Source organism: Butyrivibrio sp. INlla18, from assembly GCF_900103635.1.
Lineage (GTDB): Bacteria > Bacillota > Clostridia > Lachnospirales > Lachnospiraceae > Butyrivibrio.
Genome location: NZ_FMXK01000015.1, coordinates 56,397 through 77,116, shown reverse-complemented (window position 1 = coordinate 77,116; position 20,720 = coordinate 56,397). Strand labels below are relative to the sequence as shown.

Annotated in this window: 32 protein-coding genes and 1 tRNA gene; 4 read left to right on the top strand and 29 right to left on the bottom strand. The window is 43.0% G+C overall.

The features are described 5' to 3' along the window. Positions 1–124: 124 nt before the first annotated feature. The 21 genes from BLS24_RS11645 to BLS24_RS11550 form a co-directional block, all read right to left on the bottom strand. Entirely contained in the window at positions 125–448 is a 324-nt protein-coding gene (locus tag BLS24_RS11645) for an HNH endonuclease (RefSeq protein WP_091759245.1), read from the bottom strand. 3 nt (positions 449–451) lie between these two features. Beyond that, positions 452–1,135 (bottom strand): hypothetical protein, encoded by a 684-nt coding sequence (locus tag BLS24_RS11640; protein WP_091759243.1) that lies wholly within the window; start codon positions 1,133–1,135, stop codon positions 452–454. Between the two features lie 135 nt (positions 1,136–1,270). Further along, positions 1,271–1,714, bottom strand: coding sequence for a DUF1492 domain-containing protein (locus BLS24_RS11635; RefSeq protein ID WP_091759241.1), 444 nt, complete (start codon positions 1,712–1,714; stop codon positions 1,271–1,273). A gap of 15 nt (positions 1,715–1,729) precedes the next feature. Continuing rightward, positions 1,730–2,050 carry a hypothetical protein gene (locus tag BLS24_RS11630; RefSeq protein ID WP_091759239.1) on the bottom strand — a complete coding sequence of 107 codons (321 nt, stop codon included), beginning with the start codon at positions 2,048–2,050 and terminating at the stop codon, positions 1,730–1,732. Between the two features lie 13 nt (positions 2,051–2,063). Further along, complete coding sequence (locus BLS24_RS11625; protein WP_091759237.1) at positions 2,064–2,252, bottom strand: hypothetical protein; 189 nt, start codon at positions 2,250–2,252, stop codon at positions 2,064–2,066. Between the two features lie 300 nt (positions 2,253–2,552). Then, positions 2,553–2,822, bottom strand: coding sequence for a hypothetical protein (locus BLS24_RS11620; RefSeq protein WP_091759235.1), 270 nt, complete (start codon positions 2,820–2,822; stop codon positions 2,553–2,555). A gap of 37 nt (positions 2,823–2,859) precedes the next feature. Beyond that, positions 2,860–3,447 carry a DUF6273 domain-containing protein gene (locus BLS24_RS11615; protein ID WP_091759233.1) on the bottom strand — a complete coding sequence of 196 codons (588 nt, stop codon included), beginning with the start codon at positions 3,445–3,447 and terminating at the stop codon, positions 2,860–2,862. A 180-nt stretch (positions 3,448–3,627) separates the two neighbouring features. Next, positions 3,628–3,753, bottom strand: coding sequence for a hypothetical protein (locus BLS24_RS15495; RefSeq protein ID WP_278289831.1), 126 nt, complete (start codon positions 3,751–3,753; stop codon positions 3,628–3,630). Continuing rightward, the gene (locus tag BLS24_RS11610; RefSeq protein ID WP_091759231.1) at positions 3,750–3,959 is read right to left on the bottom strand and encodes a hypothetical protein; all 210 of its coding nucleotides are present in this window, start codon (positions 3,957–3,959) and stop codon (positions 3,750–3,752) included. The genes BLS24_RS15495 and BLS24_RS11610 overlap by 4 nt, the downstream gene beginning before the upstream one ends. Before the next feature lie 86 nt (positions 3,960–4,045). Then, the gene (locus BLS24_RS11605; RefSeq protein WP_091759229.1) at positions 4,046–4,519 is read right to left on the bottom strand and encodes a hypothetical protein; all 474 of its coding nucleotides are present in this window, start codon (positions 4,517–4,519) and stop codon (positions 4,046–4,048) included. A 139-nt stretch (positions 4,520–4,658) separates the two neighbouring features. Continuing rightward, on the bottom strand, positions 4,659–5,000 hold the full coding sequence (locus BLS24_RS11600; protein WP_091759227.1) for an HNH endonuclease: 342 nt from the start codon (positions 4,998–5,000) through the stop codon (positions 4,659–4,661). Further along, a complete protein-coding gene (locus tag BLS24_RS11595; RefSeq protein WP_091759225.1) occupies positions 4,997–5,389 on the bottom strand; it encodes a hypothetical protein in 393 nt (130 codons plus the stop codon). Before BLS24_RS11595 ends, BLS24_RS11600 begins: the two co-directional genes overlap by 4 nt. Beyond that, positions 5,386–6,552 (bottom strand): hypothetical protein, encoded by a 1,167-nt coding sequence (locus tag BLS24_RS11590; protein WP_091759223.1) that lies wholly within the window; start codon positions 6,550–6,552, stop codon positions 5,386–5,388. The genes BLS24_RS11595 and BLS24_RS11590 overlap by 4 nt, the downstream gene beginning before the upstream one ends. Before the next feature lie 109 nt (positions 6,553–6,661). Beyond that, positions 6,662–8,371 carry a PcfJ domain-containing protein gene (locus BLS24_RS11585; RefSeq protein ID WP_091759221.1) on the bottom strand — a complete coding sequence of 570 codons (1,710 nt, stop codon included), beginning with the start codon at positions 8,369–8,371 and terminating at the stop codon, positions 6,662–6,664. Between the two features lies 1 nt (position 8,372). Further along, complete coding sequence (locus BLS24_RS11580) at positions 8,373–8,858, bottom strand: hypothetical protein (protein WP_091759220.1); 486 nt, start codon at positions 8,856–8,858, stop codon at positions 8,373–8,375. Between the two features lie 13 nt (positions 8,859–8,871). Next, positions 8,872–9,300 carry an RNase H family protein gene (locus BLS24_RS11575; RefSeq protein ID WP_091759218.1) on the bottom strand — a complete coding sequence of 143 codons (429 nt, stop codon included), beginning with the start codon at positions 9,298–9,300 and terminating at the stop codon, positions 8,872–8,874. Continuing rightward, positions 9,293–10,093: a rolling circle replication-associated protein gene (locus BLS24_RS11570; RefSeq protein ID WP_091759216.1), complete on the bottom strand. Its 801-nt coding sequence runs from the start codon at positions 10,091–10,093 to the stop codon at positions 9,293–9,295. Before BLS24_RS11570 ends, BLS24_RS11575 begins: the two co-directional genes overlap by 8 nt. A 118-nt stretch (positions 10,094–10,211) precedes the next feature. Continuing rightward, positions 10,212–10,484: a hypothetical protein gene (locus tag BLS24_RS11565; RefSeq protein WP_143015181.1), complete on the bottom strand. Its 273-nt coding sequence runs from the start codon at positions 10,482–10,484 to the stop codon at positions 10,212–10,214. Positions 10,485–10,516: 32 nt separating this feature from the next. Beyond that, on the bottom strand, positions 10,517–11,089 hold the full coding sequence (locus BLS24_RS11560; RefSeq protein WP_091759212.1) for a cell wall hydrolase: 573 nt from the start codon (positions 11,087–11,089) through the stop codon (positions 10,517–10,519). 2 nt (positions 11,090–11,091) lie between these two features. Further along, on the bottom strand, positions 11,092–11,313 hold the full coding sequence (locus BLS24_RS11555; protein ID WP_091759210.1) for a helix-turn-helix domain-containing protein: 222 nt from the start codon (positions 11,311–11,313) through the stop codon (positions 11,092–11,094). A gap of 35 nt (positions 11,314–11,348) precedes the next feature. Beyond that, positions 11,349–11,555, bottom strand: a complete 207-nt coding sequence (locus BLS24_RS11550) for a hypothetical protein (protein WP_091759209.1) — start codon at positions 11,553–11,555, stop codon at positions 11,349–11,351. A gap of 154 nt (positions 11,556–11,709) precedes the next feature. Here BLS24_RS11550 and BLS24_RS11545 point away from each other — a divergent pair, with 154 nt between their 5' ends. Genes BLS24_RS11545 through BLS24_RS11535 form a run of 3 tightly spaced genes read left to right on the top strand, consistent with a single transcriptional unit; the run spans position 11,710 to position 14,147 of the window. Beyond that, the gene (locus tag BLS24_RS11545; protein ID WP_091759208.1) at positions 11,710–12,066 is read left to right on the top strand and encodes a helix-turn-helix domain-containing protein; all 357 of its coding nucleotides are present in this window, start codon (positions 11,710–11,712) and stop codon (positions 12,064–12,066) included. 28 nt (positions 12,067–12,094) lie between these two features. Further along, on the top strand, positions 12,095–13,012 hold the full coding sequence (locus BLS24_RS11540; RefSeq protein ID WP_091759206.1) for a 3'-5' exonuclease: 918 nt from the start codon (positions 12,095–12,097) through the stop codon (positions 13,010–13,012). Between the two features lie 58 nt (positions 13,013–13,070). Further along, positions 13,071–14,147, top strand: a complete 1,077-nt coding sequence (locus BLS24_RS11535) for a tyrosine-type recombinase/integrase (protein WP_176764428.1) — start codon at positions 13,071–13,073, stop codon at positions 14,145–14,147. A gap of 136 nt (positions 14,148–14,283) precedes the next feature. Here BLS24_RS11535 and BLS24_RS11530 read toward each other — a convergent pair. The 4 genes from BLS24_RS11530 to BLS24_RS11515 form a co-directional block, all read right to left on the bottom strand. Then, positions 14,284–14,371 (bottom strand) — tRNA-Ser (locus BLS24_RS11530). Between the two features lie 330 nt (positions 14,372–14,701). Beyond that, positions 14,702–15,298 (bottom strand): hypothetical protein, encoded by a 597-nt coding sequence (locus BLS24_RS11525; RefSeq protein ID WP_091759201.1) that lies wholly within the window; start codon positions 15,296–15,298, stop codon positions 14,702–14,704. Then, positions 15,295–15,486: a hypothetical protein gene (locus BLS24_RS11520; protein ID WP_091759198.1), complete on the bottom strand. Its 192-nt coding sequence runs from the start codon at positions 15,484–15,486 to the stop codon at positions 15,295–15,297. The genes BLS24_RS11525 and BLS24_RS11520 overlap by 4 nt, the downstream gene beginning before the upstream one ends. 474 nt (positions 15,487–15,960) lie before the next feature. After that, a complete protein-coding gene (locus tag BLS24_RS11515) occupies positions 15,961–16,404 on the bottom strand; it encodes a helix-turn-helix domain-containing protein (protein ID WP_176764427.1) in 444 nt (147 codons plus the stop codon). Positions 16,405–16,731: 327 nt separating this feature from the next. On the opposite strand from BLS24_RS11515, the gene BLS24_RS11510 reads away from it, so the two are divergent. Continuing rightward, a complete protein-coding gene (locus BLS24_RS11510; RefSeq protein ID WP_091759194.1) occupies positions 16,732–18,030 on the top strand; it encodes an IS30 family transposase in 1,299 nt (432 codons plus the stop codon). Positions 18,031–18,211: 181 nt separating this feature from the next. Here the strand turns inward: BLS24_RS11510 and BLS24_RS11505 are convergent, their stop codons facing one another. From BLS24_RS11505 to BLS24_RS11490, 4 genes are read right to left on the bottom strand one after another with little or no spacing between them, the layout of a single operon-like run. Next, positions 18,212–18,781, bottom strand: coding sequence for a Fe-S-containing hydro-lyase (locus tag BLS24_RS11505; RefSeq protein ID WP_091759192.1), 570 nt, complete (start codon positions 18,779–18,781; stop codon positions 18,212–18,214). Positions 18,782–18,793: 12 nt separating this feature from the next. Continuing rightward, a complete protein-coding gene (locus BLS24_RS11500; protein ID WP_091759189.1) occupies positions 18,794–19,636 on the bottom strand; it encodes a fumarate hydratase in 843 nt (280 codons plus the stop codon). 10 nt (positions 19,637–19,646) lie between these two features. Next, on the bottom strand, positions 19,647–20,057 hold the full coding sequence (locus tag BLS24_RS11495) for an HIT family protein (RefSeq protein ID WP_091759187.1): 411 nt from the start codon (positions 20,055–20,057) through the stop codon (positions 19,647–19,649). Continuing rightward, entirely contained in the window at positions 20,057–20,719 is a 663-nt protein-coding gene (locus BLS24_RS11490; RefSeq protein ID WP_091759185.1) for a rhomboid family intramembrane serine protease, read from the bottom strand. The genes BLS24_RS11495 and BLS24_RS11490 overlap by 1 nt, the downstream gene beginning before the upstream one ends. Position 20,720 lies beyond the last annotated feature (1 nt).

Here is a 20,720-nt window from a genome sequence, read left to right as displayed (position 1 = left end):
ACACGACTTGGCCGGCTAGAAAAGGGACCCCCTCCCGGTCCCCAAAAAGGCGGTTGAAATTTTCAAGAACGGGGGCGGTTTCGCGTCAAATTGTGCATTTGAAATCAAAAATATAATTTAATCATCAAGCTTTTGCTATTGGCATTGGATAACCTGATGCATCGAACGAAATTGCTTCAAGAATGTTTCCTGATCTTTCATTCGCTTTCATCGCTTTTGTAATTCGATCATGACAATCATGACACAACGATCTTAGGTTAGACTCTGCGAGTGCAATCGATGGATCCTTAATGTTCTCAGGTGTAAGCTCAACGATGTGATGAACTTCTGTCGCAGGGTTAAAGCATCCCTCCTCGGTGCATATGTATCCGTCACGCTTGAGGATGTATGCTCTTTGTCTTTTCCATTGTTTTGATTTATAAAAGGCCTTGGCGAAATCCTGTGCCATGTGTTATCCCAATTCCTTGCTGCTGCTTGTTTCACTCCAAACTTTTAAATCAGCTAAAGCTTTGACATCTTCGAACTGCAATGCTTTTGCTGGTTTTGTTCTCTGCTTATTGACAAGCGATCCTGAGATGTACTCATCCACATGCTCGACAATGTTCGGAAAGAAATTATAAATCGCAATCTCTTTCTCATTGTCACCAATGTAAAGCTTGAAGAAGTAATCAATATATTTTCCTGATGGCAGCTTCTCCAGGATGTTGACGTCTGTCTTACTTGCGTCCTTGTACCACTCAAGGAAGTCCTTGCATACTGCGTTAGGAATACGCAAGCATGGGAATGAATAGAACATATCCTCGCTATTATGCGCATGTCCGAACCGGTTCATGTTGTAGAACTCCCTATTTCCGAATCCGCATATTATTCCAGGATATTCAGCCCATTCGCTCGTAGCCCATTCGTAGAAGCGATGGTCTGGAAGAACATCGTCCTGAAGGTGCCAAGTGTGACCCGTATCGGATAGCGTGCTCCATGACTCTATATAGGATTCTCTGCATCCTATCCCTTTAGCGTCATTCCATATTGTTATCTTTTGGAATCCCTGATCTCTCAACCTTGGCTCAAGGAACTCTGACACATAATGCATCCTGCTTGGTGCAGTATGTATCATGATAGATGGCTGCTCTCTCATTCATACTCCCACAACAAAAGCCACCGACTTCTAGTCGATGGCTCCTGCCTTTTCATTCTACGAGGTTACGTCTGTATGGCTTTGTATCTTCACATGCTTTGCTCAATATCATAGTATCATGAACTCAAGTGACATTTAGTGACAACTTTTTAAGATTGAGTTGAGAGCATTGCCATGCATTCTTAGAATGTGTCTCTTCTCGTAGCCCATGTGATAAGCTACATCGTCCCATCTGTAGAGAAATCCATTGTTTGTCTCCATGTAGTAGATCCTGAGGATTGTTCTTTCATCCGGATTGTCTAACCTCGAGAGAAGCTTCTCGGCCTTCTTCTTTCTGTCGATAAGCTTTGAGAGAGTCTTATTAAGTTCCTTGCTGTAGCCTGCTGCCTTGGCAGCTACCTCTGACATATTGTCCCTGGGTGATGACTGCACTCTGTCTCTATCATAAGCTATTCCTTTCGGGAGTAGTGACAGCTCCAGCTCGTGAATCATCTTCTCAAGGTGATATATTTCTGACTGTTCCTTGCGGATCTCCCTGAAGAAGTCCTTAACATCTGAGACAGTTTTAAAGCTCCCCATCTTCCCCTCCTTTGTTCATGCTCTTGATAATATCCTTTTGGCTTCTTCTTTTATTCTCTCACTTCCATCTTGGAATCCCTTTTTATACCACTTGAGAGCTTCTTCTCCATCAGATTGTTTTATTTCTTTTTCGGTTCTCCAGGGAAGCTCAGTCTCAATGTCGTGGATCTTCACTCTTACAACTTCATTGCTCATCGCTTTATCAGCGACCTGCCTATTGCTTTCTATTTCTTCCCTCTTGATTTCGCCAATGCAATGTGTAATCTCTTTAGTGATTACGACTGTGATAATGGTTGCTCCGACGATAGCAAAGCATGTGATGATAATTGTTCCCACTGATATCTCCTCCTTAATGTTCTCTGAGTATTATTCCTATCGCAAAGTTGAAGTTCGCAATCATGATGGCTATTGTGAATGTGTCTGCTGATCCTCCGTTTAGATTCTCTATGTTCATGAATCCGATCTCGAATCCCAGGATTGAGTCTCCTGAGGTTGAATATGAGCCGTATATGCAGCCCCATCTAAATCCGTTGCTCATGACCGTCTCCCATCTCTTTTGGCGTTGGCCACCATCAAGGCAGCCAGCACATATCCTATTGTTCCTCCTACAATGAAACCGCTAACTAAACCAATCCAAAACATTTCTCATTCTCCTAACTTCCCGAGATACAAAGTGAACTCAAAGACAATCACGTCGAGATGCAATGTCTTATACTCCGGGACATAATGCAGTCCTACTCCGATCTGAAGCGTGCTCAGATATATCTCGAACCTTTTACTGCTGAATAATGTTATATCCATGTCTCCTCCTTTGCTCCTCAGATTTGAGGAGCAGCCTTTACACTCGAACTTCGAACTCATTTTTTAATCCGCTTCTCCTTAAATATTCTTCCTGGCAGAAGTTTGGCGGAGTGCGCCACCAACATAAATCACACGCTCCTGAGTCGCCCACATGCACTCCGTTTGGACCGCCTTTGAGAGTGTAGGTCTTATTTTCATCTTTGTGAGCATTTATCCATTCATAAATCCCTTCTGTTTGCGGATATCCTTCTGCGTAAATATTCTTGAAGCCTTGTGCTCTTAGCTTCTCGCCTAGTGTCTCGCTCATATTTTCTCCTTCTGACTGCTCAAGTATGAGCAGTCGATTATGCTGATTGCTCGGCTATCGCCTTGCGATTGACCTTGAAGCAGGGGAGCACGCCATAAGAGTTGCTGGCGTAGCTGCCGCCCGGAGCGCCGGATGTGCCGACAATGCAGAAATAGGTGCTGTTGCTGACATACGGAGAAGCCAACCAAACAAACCTTGAACATCCTCTCTTGCTCGCATTAAGCCTTATTCTTCCGTAACCCTTCTTGAATAGCTTCCATTGCTTTCCTTTGCTCTGATCGGCCCATCCGCAGTCCTCACGCTCGCCAAAGACTTCTTTAAACCACGGAACAAATATCCTGCTGCCTTCTCGCTTCCCCATAATGTTCTTAAGGTCCTGAGGAAGTGTGTCGAGATATTCATTGTTGAGGAAGTCCATGAGGTCATCATGTGTCTGATCGTAGTCATCAGGAAGACAGTATCTTCTGACCATGTAGATATATTTCTTTCTGATCTCCGCTACCTCAAAGACTGCCTTCCCGGCAATGTCTTCTGTGATGAGTCTGTCGCCCACTTTTAATGTGCTGGCCTTTGCCTGGACCTTGAACTCTTCAATTGTGTATTTCATTTTTCCGTTAAGCTGCATCTTGTGCCTCCTTTAGATATTTTTGAATATAGGACAATGTAAACAATAGGTATCTCTGAGCCATTCCATCGCTTTATCGGGATCCTTGAATTTCATATAGGCTTCATCGTGATATTTGCAATAGTCCTCGCACACTTCATCTGCGATTTTGTTCAGCTGCTCGGTAATGGTCATCGCTCTTTATTCTTCCGTCTCCTGTTCTGTTTCATCCCTCATCTCCTCCAGCTCGTCTCTGAATTGAATCCAATCAATAGCCATCTTCAGAACGAACAGAAATCCCAACAATATAAAAAGTCCTTCTTTCATCTCGTCTCCCTCTGCTTTACAATTAGTCTTTCGGGAGTAGCTGGCTCCCTCCAATGTGGATCCGGGCATATGGAAGTATATGCGTATGGAGGCCTAACAGCTGCGAAGCTGATGTGAGAATCAAGATGTCCGTAATGATGGTCATTCAGGAGATTGTCAAATTCATTATTTATCTCATGCTTTATATCCTTGAACTTCCTCCCCAACTTATCTCCTCCTTCCTGCCCCGGAGGCCCGGGGCTGAGTCTATGACAATGGCTTTCATTCTGTGATAAATTCCTGCCAAAAGGTCTTAATTCCCTATGTATGACGCAATAGTCCGGTATTTATTCTCAAGCTGTGTGATTGCCTTCTGATGCCCCTGAATCTCGGCGTCTATCCTATCAAGTCCTTCCATAAGACATTCTCTGACAGCATCAGGAACAGGAAGCTGTCTTTCTTCGGCTGCTTTGTTCTCGCTTTCACTTTTTGCGATCATGTCCTGAACCGCCTCTTCAAAGTCTTCATTGATGACTGCTGCCTTGCGCTCCTTGTAACCAATTTCCCCGGGAACAGGATCTGCTGCTTCTATTTCACAAGCATCTTTCTTCATGGGACCTGTTGGGATATGATCTGGCACTTCAAGTCCTGCATCCGATAATATTTTCTTGATGAAGGTTGCTTTTACGTTGTTCGCTTTGGCCAGGCTCTTGATCTGCTTGACAGGATCTCCCTTTTCAATAGACTCTTTGTACAGATTTATGATCGTCTCTTTATCCATTAACATTCTCGTCCCTCCCACACTTCGCATATCTGCCGGACTCTGATAATTGATATCTTAAAGTGCTCTGCGATGAGCCTATATGGAATCCCGGCTTTGCGATATGCGACTATCTCCTTGTTCCTTTCGGTTTTTCTGTTGCGCTTTACCATTTGCTATACCTCAACTTGTTCTTGTCCCATCCTTCATGCCTGGCTCTCAAGTAAGCCTCGAATATGGTCATCATGTCATCGTGAAGTCCAAGATTTCCATTGTCGAGCATGTTGTGATGCCATATACAGCCAAGAGCTAAGTTCTCCGGGATGCCAAGGCCACCTTGAGAGCGTGGGATAAAGTGCATGATCTGAAGCGTATTCCTTGTAGTTGTGAACTCATCCTCAGGTGGCAGCATATAGCCAAGCCTGCAAAAGATGCAGCCTCCGTCCCTTGCATGAACCTCTTTTCTCACTTTGTCCGATATATCACACGCTCTCGACCTTTTGCTCATGCGAAATCAACCTCTTCGTCTACCTTCTTCCCGGATTTGACTGTCAAATAACCGTCACTGTTCAGGAATACCTTATGAGTCCAATCGCCCTCCTTGATGGTCACTGACTCGACGTCATGATTTGTGACATCCCTAAAGGCTATTGAGAAGATCTGAAGGACATTCGGAGTGTTCTCGAAGCGAAGCTTTGCCCACTCATTCGCCTTCTTGATCTTGCACTCTCTGTTATGGTGCTTCTTGGCCTCTTCGCAATCGCATTCGTCTGTAGCGATCTCGTCGGCCTCCTGCTGGGTGACTTCCCCAACGGTCTTGATTGTTCTTGACTGTCCGCAAAATTTGCATGTCCCTGTGGTTGTTGGTGTCTCGTTCGTGTTTTCTTCTCTCTTCATACTGTCCTCCTTAGTGCTATATCGAGATGCATACTAAAAGCATCTGCCATGTCCATTGCTCTATGATATTGGCCCTCTTCAAAAGCCTGATTGATTCTTACAAGGGCATCCTTTGCGCTTCTGAAAGCTGCCTGATTATGAATGGTGTCTTTATCGTCCTTCTCCGGTTCTTCATCTTCCTGGGCGTCATCAGCTTTAGGCTCTTCGGGCTTTTCGGGTTTTCCCTCTTCTTCATCCTCAGGAAGCTCGGTGCTTTCAGGACTTTCTTCTTTTTCAGATTCCTCTTCAGCTTTGGGAATAATCGGCTCTTCAGGTTTATCTTCTTCCTTAACGCCTGCTGCCTTCTCGCTTTCTTCGGGTTTATTCATCGGAATGTCCGGTGTTTCCTGTTGCGACGTCGCAACAGCTTTATAATATTCTGACCAAACATCATCCTGTCCTGCCTCATAGATCTTGCTGTATATCCAATATGTCGTCTCAAGGAACTTATCCCAGGTCATTGTCAAAGGCTGGGGTTCTGTAAGGAGTCTGTACTTAATGCCTGTGTTGTAGTCATACATGAACATGAAACAGATTCCTTTGCTGTGGCTTGCGCTTCCTGAAGGGTTCATAACCTCTGCAGCTTCCTTGTGCTGTTGCACATATTCAAGATCAATGACTTTGTTGAGCATGTCCTTTTTATCCTTGAAGTAGTCGATAATGCACAGTTCCAATGGAGAAGGCTTGTTCTCGTCTTCTTCGTCTCCGTACATGCTCACGACGTTGTCCGGCTGCTGCCTGTCAAAGCTCTTAAGCTCCCTGATCTGCTTAACCGTCGTCTCCTCTGTGATGAGCTCGCACTCAGAGTCCGGGAGCGATAGCATCTCAGACAGCTTTGAGCTTGAAAATCCTTTATACTGTTCCTTGAGCTCTAATGAGTTTCCACCCTCTGAATACTTCTCATTGATTGCGATGAATCTTGAGACTGCGCTCTTTGAAATTCCATACTCTTTCTGAGCAAACTCAAAGACGTCTGAAGCTCCTCCGAAGTTGCCGGAGTCTCGGATCTGCTTTAAGCGATATCCGATGTAGACGAAATTCTGAGCTGTCTCGGAGAGCTTCTTCCTGATGTCTTCTACCCAGGAGCTCCACTCGTCCAATGTGATCTGATGATATTCTTCCATACGGCCCTCCTTATCTGACCATGCCTATCTTGTAGGCGACATATGCTATCCATAACATGAATCCTGCTGCCAGGATCCCGAACACCCATTCCAATACTTTTTTCATACATTACCCCACTGCTTTACTTAGTTCCTTAACGTTCTTCTTTACCTGCTTCATCCACTTATTCAAGACCTTCTGCACCTTCTCTTTATCCGGCTGACGGTCATATGCTGCATAGAACTGAATCACCTTTGAGAGGTCACATTCTATCGTGTAATATGGCTCTTTTGGATTCTCCTTCTTTCGCAGGAATACAATGAATGTGCTCCTTGCGCACATCTTCTCCTTGTACCGAGGCTGAGCGCCTACGCAATGATGCTGGAGCCGGCCTTCTGTGTTGATGTCTGATGCATTCTTCGGGACGATGATCTGATAGCTGTCATCCTCCCAGGCGAAGATAGCCGTGTTGAGTTTGTAGTCCTTGCTGATGCCCTTATACTTGATGTTGTCTGATTTGTTTTGGCTCTTCTGCTCTGCCTTGTGAATCTCCTCAACATAGCGATTGTGATATTCCTTCCAGCGCTTGTTACGATAGACAATCTCATCATGAGGATTCATGCCAAGCCTTACGGCCATCTTCAAATAGTCCTGATATAGGCCAATGTTCGGAAGTGTCATTCCTCCGCTCTTCTCCATGAGCGTGTATATGTGATTGATGTTGTACTCTTTAGCAAGGCCTATGATGGTCGATGCCTTAGCAAGGTTCTTGATCTTGCAGAAGTCCTTAAGGTTTTTGTCTGATATCTTGGGAGCTACTTCTAAGAGCTCTCTTGCCTCCATGCCTCCGTTGAACTTTTTAAGCCTTTCATAGGTCGCATTAGAGACTTTGATAGGCGCTATACTATAACGGCCTACGAGATCTGCTGCCATACGAAGGCATCCCTTTTTAGCAATATACTCAATCTGAGGATTCTTCCTGAGCTTGTAGAGAACGAATGAGGGATCGCACCTTCCATCCAGGAGCCTTAATGTGTCCTTCTCGCCTTCGGGGAGTCCTAGTGAATCCAGGTTGTCATACACATAATGCCTTGTAGGAAGGTTATTCACGCAGGAATCTCTCTTTTTGTCCCAAAAGTGCTGGGCTCTTCCATGCCTTCCGAAAATCTCGCCGTAGTACCATCTGAGCCACGTTCCGCCGGGCTTCTTTATGTAGGCCCTACACAGTTCTGTGATGCGTGTTATACTTCCGTTGAAGTTCGTCACAGAGAAAATCCTCTCAATGTACCGCTCCTCATTGAACAATATTCCCTTAACCTTATGAGTGTAGGTGTAGGACTGCCATAATTTGATGTTGGCCTTCTTTTCATCGGATTCTTCGAGCTTTCTGATGCAAAATCTCTTAAAATCCTTTGGGAGAGCCGGGACATTCTTCATGAAGTCGTCTATGCGCTTCTGCTTATTGTTCTCGGCTCTTATGTTCTTTCTGAACTTGACCTCTGATTCATACATCTCTATCGTGTCAAAATTGCGGTATGACCTATTGCAGAAGCTTCCGATAGCTTCAAGGCTCTCCTCATCAAGGCCTGTCTTTGAGACGTATGAATTGAAATATATCGTTGAGAGCATGTCCCTGGTCCAATAGTCGCCCTTTGGATAATATGTGAGCCATCCTTCGTCCCAAGTGAAGTGAATGACTCCATTCTCCATTCTTCCTGTGACCTGCCAATCAGGGAGGATGAGCATTAAGACCTTCTTTCCACTCGCTTTGATGATCCGGGCCGTATTATCTTCAGGGAACTTGTCAGGGATGGCTTTGATAAGTCCTAGCTTTCTCATATCAGCCTCCCATGTAATACTCAGTGATGAGCTTCTTGACTGTTGCCATACCCGGAATACCAAATGTAACCTTGCCGGCGCTGACGCCTGCTGCCTTCAGGATTTCCTTGTCGATAGGCCTCTGATGGTCAAAGGACCACTTAAGGATATGAGCAATGCATCCGTTGAAAGTCTTTCCTTTGGCCCTAACCGCCTTTGACATAGAGTCATCTTCCATGCATCTTTGCTTTATGTATTCACACCAATCGCTTATAAGCTCCTCTGCCTTGACTTCCTTCGACTCAACATCCAGCTTGCCGATGGCTGCCGACATATCGTCGCAGAGGAAAGGGATGATCCCATCAATAAAAGCATTGGCCACTTCTTCGTCAATTCCATTCTCTTCTGCGAGGACCTTTATTGAATCCCTGTCGCCCTCGTTCTTTAGATTGTTCGCAAGCTCATTGATCTGGGCTGCGCTTTCCATTTCTCCGAATTTGTCAAACATGTTATCTCTCCTTTCATGCTCCGCACTCGTTCTCCATCCAGGATGAGTATGAGTGCCTGTCACATACTACTGTCTTAATGGTGTTGTCCTTCAAAAGCTCGTTAAAGGTCTCCCATTCTTCTTTGTGGGCGACATCCTCGCCCTTGCTGTTCTTATAGCCTGACGATTTCCACGCAGCAAACCACTTGTTTTGCAGGGCCGATGCAAGGATCCTGTTCTGAATGTGAATGTTAATGCTGCATGTCTTCTTAAGTCTCCCCAGCGCCTCATTGATCGCTCTGAGCTCTGCAAGGTAGCTCGTGGCCTCTTCAATGTCCTTTGGCCCTCCTGTGAGTGTGACCGGGCCTTTGTCTGATTTGAACTCAAGGACGTATATGTGCTTTCCTGTCGTAGGATTGACGCCCTTGATGCTCGTGTGAATGTAAAGGTCAATATTATCCATCTCTGCTCCTTTGCTTTATCCGAACCTCTGTGTAGTAGAGATATGATAAGCCTGTGAATCTGTTGACTCCCTTTCTGATGGAGTCCTGATCGATATAGAATCCTTCTGTCGGCTTTATGTCAGACTCTCCTGTGAGGATCCTCCGCAGAGTCCAATGGTTATACTTCTTTCTGATCGGTTCCGGTCTCTTTAAGTTCCTGCTGGTTGATATTGCAAGGATCTTCTTCCGGTCCTCTTCTCTGAAGGTGAACTCGATTTGTCCCAGGTGCTCCACGTCCGGCTTCTTGCATATATACTCTGCAAGCCCGTTGAATCCTCCGCTGTCATCTATGGTCTGATAATCAATTGCTCCTGCGTCATTCGTGGCAACTTTCCATGAATCCCTGATGAGAAGATCTCCGTCCGGAATCCTGTTGATGACCATGTGACAATGTAGGCCTCCTCTTTTGCCGATCTCGATTCTATAGACGAACATGAGAGGCTGTCCTCTTGCCTTATATTTTTTTCTCAGTCCATCCAGGAACTTTTTGACGTCTGTCTTGACTGCCTGGATCTCTTTTCGGGTCCCGGCCTTATACTTGACTGTTATCCAATAGTCACCCGGATAAAAGTTGAGCTGTAATGTCCGTCTTAACCTCTTTATCCTGTTCCATTGGTTTTGCTTCTCGATCTGAAGGGGAGTCGGCTTCTCTCTCTTCTCTCTCTTCTCCCCTTTTGCTCCATAGTTTCCCTTGAAATTAATCTCATGCTCAATGTAATTGGATGAGATGAATAAGTCCTCTTTGTATGCCATTGATCCCCAGCTTCTCCCCTAACTTTAATATGTTGATAAAGCTATAAAAACTAGATAAAACCTAGCTTTTTCTTGATTTTATGGGTTCAATGTAGTACAATAATTTGTGTCAAATATGTTATGTACTACAAGAACTTGAGAGCTTCCCTGGCTCTCTTTTCTTTTGCTCATTTCTAAAAGTCGTCAGGTTTAAAACCATCTGCTTGTAACAATCTTCAATTTCTCCCTTAGCTCTATAGAGCAGCTTCCTTTCATTGCCGAAGCCTTTATATATCTCTATGAAATCTTCGTCCGGTTTAAGGGACGTTGCTTTAATATGAGAGAATAGCTGATGCTTCTTGCGGAGTGGTTCATAGACTTCATAGAATTGCTCTTGTGGTGTCTTTTCCATCCCCTTTTCCGTCACCTTTCATCCCTTTTAAATCACTTTTGTGTGTAGAATCGATGATCTCTGAACTCAAAAGCTGCCATGAAATACTTGTCGAGCTCCTGAGAGCTTTTGACCTCGAATCCGATTATCGACGGAGCTATGTCTCCGCTTTCTATCCTGTTGAAAGCCTCTTGGGCTTCCGCTGATATAATCACTGCATTATCGAAATTGCCATCAGAGACCGATGAAAATTGACTCTCTTGGAATATCACTTCCTCGATAGTGTCCGGAAAGTCCCTCGACTCTACCCGATTCATGACAACACTCATGACGAGCCGCATTCCATCTTCGCCTTGGTTTCCAGCTTCGGCCTGCGCGATCTGCATGAGGAGCTTCTGCTCTTTCTGCGTGAATCTGCTCACCGGCCCTGCTGCCTCCTCAGGTTCTTTTGCAACTGTGCCTTGTTCGATTGTCGCGATAGGTTCAAAGATTGAAAGATCCTGTTCCTCTCGCTCTTCTTTGATATAGGTGTTTTCTTCTTCATAATTCTCTGCCCCCCTGTATAGCCCTGCTGCCAATAAGCACAAAATACCTGCTAAATATAAAGCTCCTTTCAATCCCCTCATTGCTATCTCCTCCTTTGCAGGAGCTTCAGCCGATCATCATAAGGAACATTAAGGGCGTCCAGCATCGATATGATCTGCCCCCATGGGAATAATTCAGGATTATTCCAATACTTTGAAAACGTGGCGACCGAGATTGTTGTGTGTTGCCTCAGGTCCTCTAATGTCCTTATGTGACGAAGCTCCATGTATTTACGAATCAATGCTCTGAAGTCGTCTCCATTCATAAGCAGTCTCCTTCCTATTGCGACGTCGCAACGGCTCACTGCTTATCGCTAAGTGAGAACAGGTAGTCGATTGTCATGGACGGGAATATGCCATTACGGATTTTTATAGCTTCATCAACTGTGAATGCTCCTTTTCCGTTCAGGTTGTTTGATACTCCTGACCTTGATTTGCCTGTCACTTCCATAAGCTTCTCAATCAAGATGTTGTTTCTTGCCATCTCTGCTTTTAAGTTCGGGTACATGATATTCCTCCTTCCTCTACGCAACTGCGTAACTGATATTCATAAATATATACTCGTATGCGTATATTGTCAATTACTTTTTAATGCACTTGCGTATATTTTTATTTACTTATTTACGCAAGTGTGCTAAATTCCTTATTAGGAGGGACTTTTAATGGGAATAAAAAATAGACTTACATCATTACTCAAGGAAAAAGGAATGAATATTAACGAGCTGGCATCCAAGATCGATGTCACACCATCAACTCTCTATTCAATCGTTCAGAGGGATAGCACGAGGATTGACATTGATTTGATTCTAAAAATAGCTCATGCCTTAGGTGTCACAGCCGACGAGCTTCTTTCAGAAGAAATTAGTCAGGCTGAGTCAGTCGATGTTAATGAGACCAGGTTGTTGATGTGCTATGAAAGACTAAACCAAGAAGGCAGGGACCGCTTACTAGAGCAGGCAGAATTTTTCGCTTCTCAAGAAAGGTATCAACAGAATAAAGATACTGAGGAACTTGGATAACATTATTGTATTTAAAAGGAGGTAACTTATGGCAGGAGTAATTATTTTAATCATTATCATTTTAATTATTGGAATTATTGCGAAAGCTTTACCTTTCGCCCTGGCTGCTCTTGTGATCGGAGTTGTTGCAGGCCTTATTGTCAGGAAAAAGAAAGCTGATGAGAAAGCAAGGCAGGAATGGGAGCGAAAGAAGGAAGAGGATGAGAGAGAATTGGAGCGCCGGAAGGCAAAGGAAGAGGCTGACAAGAGGCGCAAAGAGCAGGAGGAAGCTGCTGCCAGGAAGATAAAAGAAGCCGGCGAGAAGTTTGATGCTCTCCTGTCTTCCATTCCGGCTCATGAGGTTGTCGTGGATCCGGAGGCCAAGAGGAAGCCTTTGAAAGATTGTAAGAAGTTTGGCCCTGACATGAGCAATGTCACAAGATCCTCTAACCTTAGTAAGCTCTCCGACTTCGTGGCCATCGATACAGAAACAACAGGCCTTCATTGTTCTAATAATCAGATTGTAGAGCTGACTGCTATCCGCTTCAGAGAATGGGAGCCTGTGGAGATATTTACTACTCTTATCAATCCCGGTCATCCAATCCCGGATGAAGCTTATAAGATTCATGGAATAGCTGACGAGATGGTTGAAGAAGCTCCGAGCATTGCTTCAGTAATCAGGGGCTTCGATTCATTCATTGGAAGCGATAATCTCGTAGGCCATAACCTTCCTTTTGATCTTGGATTCCTTGACTATGCAGGAAGCGATTATTTTAGCGTTAAAAGAAAATACTATGATACTTTGAATCTGGCCAAGCTTCTTGATCTGTCCGTCCGTGATAATAAGCTCACTACATTGTGCGAACATTTTTATATAAGGGATAATTCCTCGGCTCATAGATCCGCCTCGGATGCTCTTGCTGCAGGATTATTGTTCAAGAAGCTTGTAGACCTGAAGACGGTCTGAAAAAACATGGCAATTTTGTGTCAATTTCATGGCATGTACAGAAAGGAGGTTTTGTGCTATGGCTAATGCGATCAAACAGAAATCCGGCGCCTATAGAGTGCAGGCCAAGAAAGTTGTTGATGGCCAAATTATAAGAAAGTCTTTCACCGTCCATCCTAAGGAATGCGGAGACGACTCCAGGATGGCTAAGAAGAAGTGCGAAGCGCTGGCTAAAGAATGGCAGCTCTCGAGAGAAGATGATCTGACAACGATCACTGTCGGAAAGGCCATTGATAAATATATTGATGACCGCTCAAAGGTCCTGTCTCCTTCCACGCTTCGCTCATATAGAAATTATAAAAAAGATTTTTCATCCATCTTAGGGATAGATGCTATAGATATCAATACAACTCATGTCCAGCGCCTTATCAATGACATGGCCATGGATCTTGATGCAAAGACCATTAAGAACAAGGTAAGCTTTCTTTTATCCGTTCTTGATTATTGTGGGAATGATAGAAGATTTAAAATAAGATATCCTCAGAAGGCTAAGCGAGAGCTTCGCACTCCTGACACAGACGATGTGAAGAGGCTTCTTGATAATGCCAACGACACAATGAAGGCTATTATCTGCCTGGCTGCTTTTGGTACCCTGCGCCGGGGAGAAATTGCAGGCCTGAAATATAAAGATATCTCCTTTGATATGAAGAAGATCTATGTTCATGCTGACATGGTCATAAGCCCTTCCGGGAAGTGGGTATATAAGGAGATGCCAAAAACCTCCGGCTCCGTTCGTAGCGTGCAGCTTCCTTCTTTTGTCTTTGACGTTCTCCCGAAAGCTTCGAGCGAGGATCCTGAAGAATTTGTCTTTAAACTTGTGCCCTTTACCATTTCAAAGCATTTCGGAGCTCTTAGGGATAAATGCGCAGTCGATTGTTCGCTCCATGATCTGAGGCATTATGCAGCATCATTCAGAAGTGACCTCAATATTCCTTCGAAATATATTGAGGAAGTCGGAGGATGGACTTCAGATTCACATGTCCTGACCTCGGTTTATGACAATGCTCTTTCTTCCTCCAGGAAGAAGTATATTCAGATAGCCAATGCTTTCGTTGAGGAGAATTACCAGGACATTGTTTTGAAAAAAGTGCCCTAAAAAGTGCCCTAACAGTTTTATTTTTTATAATTTTCTTTTATTTTTTAAAAATCATTTATAATATTTAAAATTAAAAAATCCAGCACTGATGCGATTTTGAATCTCTTTTCGCATAGTTGCTGGATTTTCTAAATAACGGAGAAAGCGGGATTTGAACCCGCGCACCGCGCGAACGGTCTACACCCTTAGCAGGGGCGCCTCTTCAGCCACTTGAGTATTTCTCCATGCCTTAATCCCTCTACCAATATGTGGTTGTGAATTCCTGTGTCTCAGCCATTAGCTAAGACGCAAATGTAATTATACAAAGACCTAAGTGCTTTGTCAAATCTTTTTATTTCTTTTCTCTATTAGGTAATTTTTCAAGCTTAATGCAACATAGTGTTCTATTTACTCTGACTGTAGTGCTGTGTTGCATTTATTCTGGAGAATAAATTCTTTTAAAAAGTGGATACGAAAAGAATGTCGTATCATATGGATGATGTTTTTTGCTTATGACACGCATCAAAAAAGCGCTCACATTTTTAATGTGAACGCTTTCGTTTAGGATAATTGGTTTAGAGGGTCTGATACATGAAGATGCATCCTCTATCATAGCGTGGGCGAATCAGTTTATGCGTACTTTTCTCCTGTAAACGATTCAGTCTGGTGAAACCATAATTCTGATACCGTTTAATCAAACCTTCATCAGGTAGTGCAAAAATATAGATAAACCTGATTCCGACATAATCCTGCGCGTCTCGGGCAATAGGAAGTACACAATACTTAAAGATTGAGGCTCCCAGACCTTTCTGTTCGCCATGAGCTTGAATGTAGCTGTCATTTACAGCAAAGTTAGCCAACTCCACTCCGGGCACTGTATCAAACTCCTTGGTGAACAGCCTGCGTGACGGATGTACAGCAATATATCCTGCCTTCAAAGCAAAATAGCCTGCAAGCTCATCTGTCTCTTTGTCAATTACCAAGTAGACTCTTGCATTATGCATCTCTTCGTCATACAACGCGGGAGACACAACTTTCCCATCTGCTGTATCGTGGCTCAGATAATCAGCTAAAAATCCGCCACCTTTTCTTACTGTAAATAATCTCAGTTTTTCTATGTCGTCACCAGAAATATGCCGACAGTCAAACACTTTAAAGAAATCTAGGCTCATTTTGTCTTACCAGCCAAACGTATTCTGAGATATTCGTCAGCCTCACGGTCCAGTTCTTTGTGATCTGGGCGCGGCGTATTCAGAATAGTTTCGATAATGCTTTCGCCTATCCTGCCTCGTAAAGCACCCATGTTAGGTTTGTAGTACCTTACTTCCTTTGATTTTGCCATCTGTATCACCTCACTCATCTGGCTTTTCCTCCCTTCCTAAAAGATTTTATATCAAATAGGGGAGTCCAAGCCTCGCCCTACTGATAACTGATTAGTTACTTTCAGGCGATTAACCTGTATCCATTTGTTTCTCCGTTACTATCTTACATAAAAAGTATACATTATAAGTATGACTAAAACGTACCAAGATAAAAACGGAACGGTTCTTTTCTTTTAAACCTGCCAATCTGACACCTAAAAGATGAAACCCGTATTCTTCGCCCAGTCTAGCATCGCCACTTGGCTATCTACTGTCGCTGCACGCATAAACGAAGTTGCTTACGGTAATCCCGTATAGCTATAACACAAAATAAGAAAATATATGTGTATTATAGCAGATCAAGCAGACTTGGCAAATTTGCTCTTCTTTGAAAATAATGTTACGAAAAGCCATAGTCAGATACACTGTTGTCTATCTTACTACGGCTTGTTTTTACGAGTTTTACTATTACTTTATACAATTATAGAGTAGCACAAATCAGCCTTGTTTTCAATGGGGTTGCAGAATATCGCCAACTGCTCATTTCGAGAGTATGGTTTTTGATATGAATTACTTCTTATATCTTTTATCGTTCTGAATAATACACTGATAGTAAATATCAACCGCAAAGCTAAATCTGCCCCCTGTTCAGCGAGAGCTTTAAGCACCTCGCTGATAAGCAGGTCATCTTTAAAGAGGTACGAATCCATCTCCAAAACATTACTTATCACAGCCAGTCGGGATAATGGCATGTCCTCTTTTCCGTTTTCAATATCAGATATAACACTTATACTTACACCTATTTCAGATGCAAGGTTTTCCTGCGACCACCCTTTCTTCTTTCTAGCTTGCCTGATCAAAAGGCCCACGTTTTTCTTAAATTTTACTTCTATAAGAGTTTTTCTATTCTTATTCACAAATGCGATCCTCCGTCAATCATCGTTTTGCACTACAAACTTCGGGCATACCGAAAACTATTGTGCTGAGTGATTAATCGCATACAAAACATTCTGTTGTATCATTACTTTGTATAACCACATAAAAAGACACCAACTCCAATAGATTTCGCCCTCTGTTTGAGTTGATGTCCTGCACTTGGTGATAACCACCATGTTTTTCATTTGATTGTAGGTATACAGTACCACTTTTATATCCGAAAATCAAGGAAAATCTGATGGTCTTGTTAAAGTCACCTATTCGGCATTCATAGTGAGTGTCTTTCTATGTGGTGGAAAGGATGATTTATGCAAAGACCAATTTCAAAAAAACATCTTACTAAGGACGACCGCATCAGGATCGAGGCACTTCTCAATGAGCAGAAGTCTCTAAGATACATAGCGGCCCGTCTCGACAAATCCCCGTCAACCATCTCCCGAGAGATAAAAACTCATGTAACCGAGAATAAGACAAGACCGTGCGACTGTATCTTCTTTTACGAATGCAAAGTCAAAAATGTATGCGGTAGCAAAGGCTGTAAAAAGGATTGCAGGACTTGCATCAAAGCACGAAAATACTGTAATGACTATTCACGGGCTTATTGTGTTCGGCTTGAGAATAGCAAGCTGAAGCTATGTAACGGCTGCCCCAAGACTTATAACTGTCATTATGGAAAATATTTCTACAAAGCCTCAAAAGCGGATGCAGAATACCGTGAGAATCTTGTGAACAGTCGCAATGGATATGATCTAACAGCCGAACAGCTTGCATCTATTGATGAAACAGTATCTCCGCTGATAATGAATGGTCAGTCTGTCTATCACATAGTACAGACTAATGAACTTCCTGTGAGTGAATCCACCTTGCGCAGGATGATTAAAAACTGTGAGCTTGAGGCCCGTGATATTGATCTCAGAAATGCAGTTAAGCGTCGCCAAAGAAAGAGACGTACAAAAGATTATAAAACAATGCTTGTGATAAAAGATGGTCATAAATATGAAGATTATCTGGCTTTCATCAAGGACAACCCTATTGAAGTACCGCAGATGGATTGTGTTGAAGGAGCCAAAGACTCAAATACAGTTCTGCTTACACTGTTCTTTCCCGTGACCAGAGTTCAGCTTGCAATAATTCTTCCAGAGCATACATCGGATAATGTAATAGCTGCATTAGATATGCTTGAAGAAGCGCTTGGTTCAGAACTATTTAAAGAAATGTTCCCATACATACTGACAGACAACGGACATGAATTTGCTGATATTGACGGCATGCAGCGTTCCATAAATGGAGGAGAACGTACATACATCTATTTCTGTGAACCCAATCACCCGGAACAGAAAGGCGGTTGTGAAAAGAACCACGAATTTATACGCTATGTGATAAAGAAGGGAACTTCCTTTGAAGCCTTTTCTCAGGCAGATATCAGCCTTCTCATGGATCACATAAACAGCTATAAGCGCAAGGAACTGCACGGCAGAACTCCTTATGAAATCGCTAAAGCAATTTACCCGGACGACTTCTTTGCCCTTCTTGGACTTGAGGAGATTACTCCAAGCGAGATAATTCTTAAGCCAAAACTTCTTTCCAAGAAAAATCCTTCAGAGTAATTGCTACACCCATTTTTGTACCACTTACATTGACAGGCCCAGTTTCTGGGTCTGTTCTTCGTGTTAAAACTAGGGCAAAAATACTTCAAAATCGCAATTATAACATAGAAAAACGGAGTGAATTTAAGCATGAACCCATGCCAAAATCCACTCCGTTATTGATTTATTAAAGGTGTTGCATTTACCTTAGAAAGTTACCCTTTTCTCTATTATACAGTGTTCCCGCCTCTTCATAGAGGTTGTTACCCTTTGAATCTATTACTACTATTACAGGGAAGTTCTCTACTTTAAGCTTCCTTATTGCTTCTGTTCCAAGATCATCGTAGGCAACTACCTCTGATTCAACTATTGCCTTGGATAAAAGAGCTCCAGCGCCGCCTATTGCTGCAAAGTAAATAGCACCATTTCTAACAATAGCCTCTGATACTTCTTTGGAGCGCTTTCCTTTACCGATCATTCCACCAAGACCCAGATCTAGTAGATCAGGAGCATACTTGTCCATTCTGCTAGCTGTAGTAGGTCCTGCTGAACCAATAGGTCTTCCTTCCCTCGCTGGAGAAGGACCCATATAATATATGAGATTATCATTAAGATCTATAGGGAGCTTTTCTCCTTTAGAAAGTGCCTCTGCCATGCGCTTATGAGCTGCATCTCTGGCTGTATAGATCGTTCCAGAAATATAGACCATATCGCCTATCTTCAGTTCTTTTATCTTGTTCTTATCTATGGGAGCAGTTAACTGAATATCCATTTATTCACCTTATTATATAGTAGCTTTAATATGTCTATTAACATGGCAGCATATATTAACTGCCACTGGTAGTCCCGCAATATGAGTTGCATATGTATTGATGTTTACAGCAAGAGCAGTTACTCTTCCTCCAAGACCAGCAGGTCCAATACCTGTATCATTTATACGCTCAAGGATTTCTTCTTCCATAGCTTTAACGTATTCAATATCAGAATGCTGTCCAACAGGCCTTGTAAGAGCCTCTTTTGCCATTTCTGCACACTTCTCAAAGGTTCCGCCAATACCTACGCCCACTACCATAGGTGGACAAGCATTTGGTCCAGCATCCTTTACAGCCTGAACAACTGCTACCTTGACGCCTTCTTCACCGTCTGCAGGTTTGAGCATAAAGACTCTGCTCATATTCTCGCTACCAAAACCCTTTGGCGCGCAAGTAATGACAACCTTATCTCCAGGTACTATCTCGTAATGAATAACTGCTGGTGTGTTGTCTCCTGTGTTCTTTCTAATAAGAGGATCCCCAACTACAGATTTTCTAAGGTAGCCTTCTGTATAGCCACGGCGCACACCTTCATTGATAGCTTCTGTAATATCGCCGCCAACAAAATGCACTTCCTGGCCCACTTTAACAAAGAATACTGCCATTCCTGTATCCTGACAGATTGGTATCTTATCTGTCTTGGCTATATCAAGATTCTGTTGCAGTTGTCTAAAGATCTGCTTGCCCAGCTCGGATTCTTCTTTGGCACACGCTGCATTAAAAGCTTCTTTCATATCTGGAGACAGTTCATGGTTTACGTCAATGCACATATCCCTTACTGTCTGAGTAACTAGTGAAACGTCGATGTCTCGCATGTAAATCCCCTTAAACTGTTCCTACTATCTTATTCTTGATGTCTACAAGCTCCTCTGCTGAAGGGCTGGTAGGATTCCAAAGAATCTTTTGCCCATCGTTCTCATATCTTGGAATAACATGAAGATGGAAATGCATAACTGTCTGTCCTGCAGTCTCCCCATTGTTCTGAACAAGATTGAGTCCGTCACAATTAAGCTTAGTCTTTAAAAGAGCAGCAACCTTCTTGGCAACCTTCATAGCGTCTGCTGCTGCCTCTTCTGGCATCTCAAAAAGATCGCTATAGTGAGCCTTTGGCAATACAAGGGCATGTCCCTTTGTAGCAGGGCCATTATCGAGAATTACTCTAAATGCATCATCTTCATATATTGTATTTGAAGGTATCTCTCCATTTGCTATCTTACAAAAAATACATCCGTTCATTATGCTAGTCCCTCCATCATCTTATCATTCTTGAATACTACTATATTTAATACTCCAAGCACAAAGCCTGTTATAAAACCACCTAGATGCGCTACAGTATTGGCTCCTTCTTGGAAAAAACAAGACTGAATAACAAAGATCAGTAACAATACCACTCTGATCACTGTTCCCTTGGATTTAAAGAACTCGCGCCTGTTCTTAATCAGCCAGGAAATAAGAAAACCTACTATTCCCATCACAGCGCCGCTTGCACCAAGAGAAATCCAATTCAAGCCTTTTTTAAGCTCATAAGCCATTGAAAGTATATTTCCAAAAAAACCTGAGAAAAAGTATACAAGCACATAATATATGTGTCCTGTGTAATTCTCTACAACAGCTCCCACAAGAAACAGGATTATCATGTTGTTAAACAGGTGCTTGATGTCTGCATGCAAAAAGATTGCAGTGGCAATACGGTAAAATTCACCATCATTTAGGATTCTCTCCGTAACCAAAACTCCCTCGTTGTATACAGCAGGATATGCCACAAATGTGCTGATCAAAAAGACTACTATATTAATAGTAAGAAGCCCTATTGTTATGAACGCTTTTTTGTAGATCTTTTCCTGTCTATCCCAGAACTGATCTGTCACTTCAGAGGATTCATGCTCTATATTATCCATA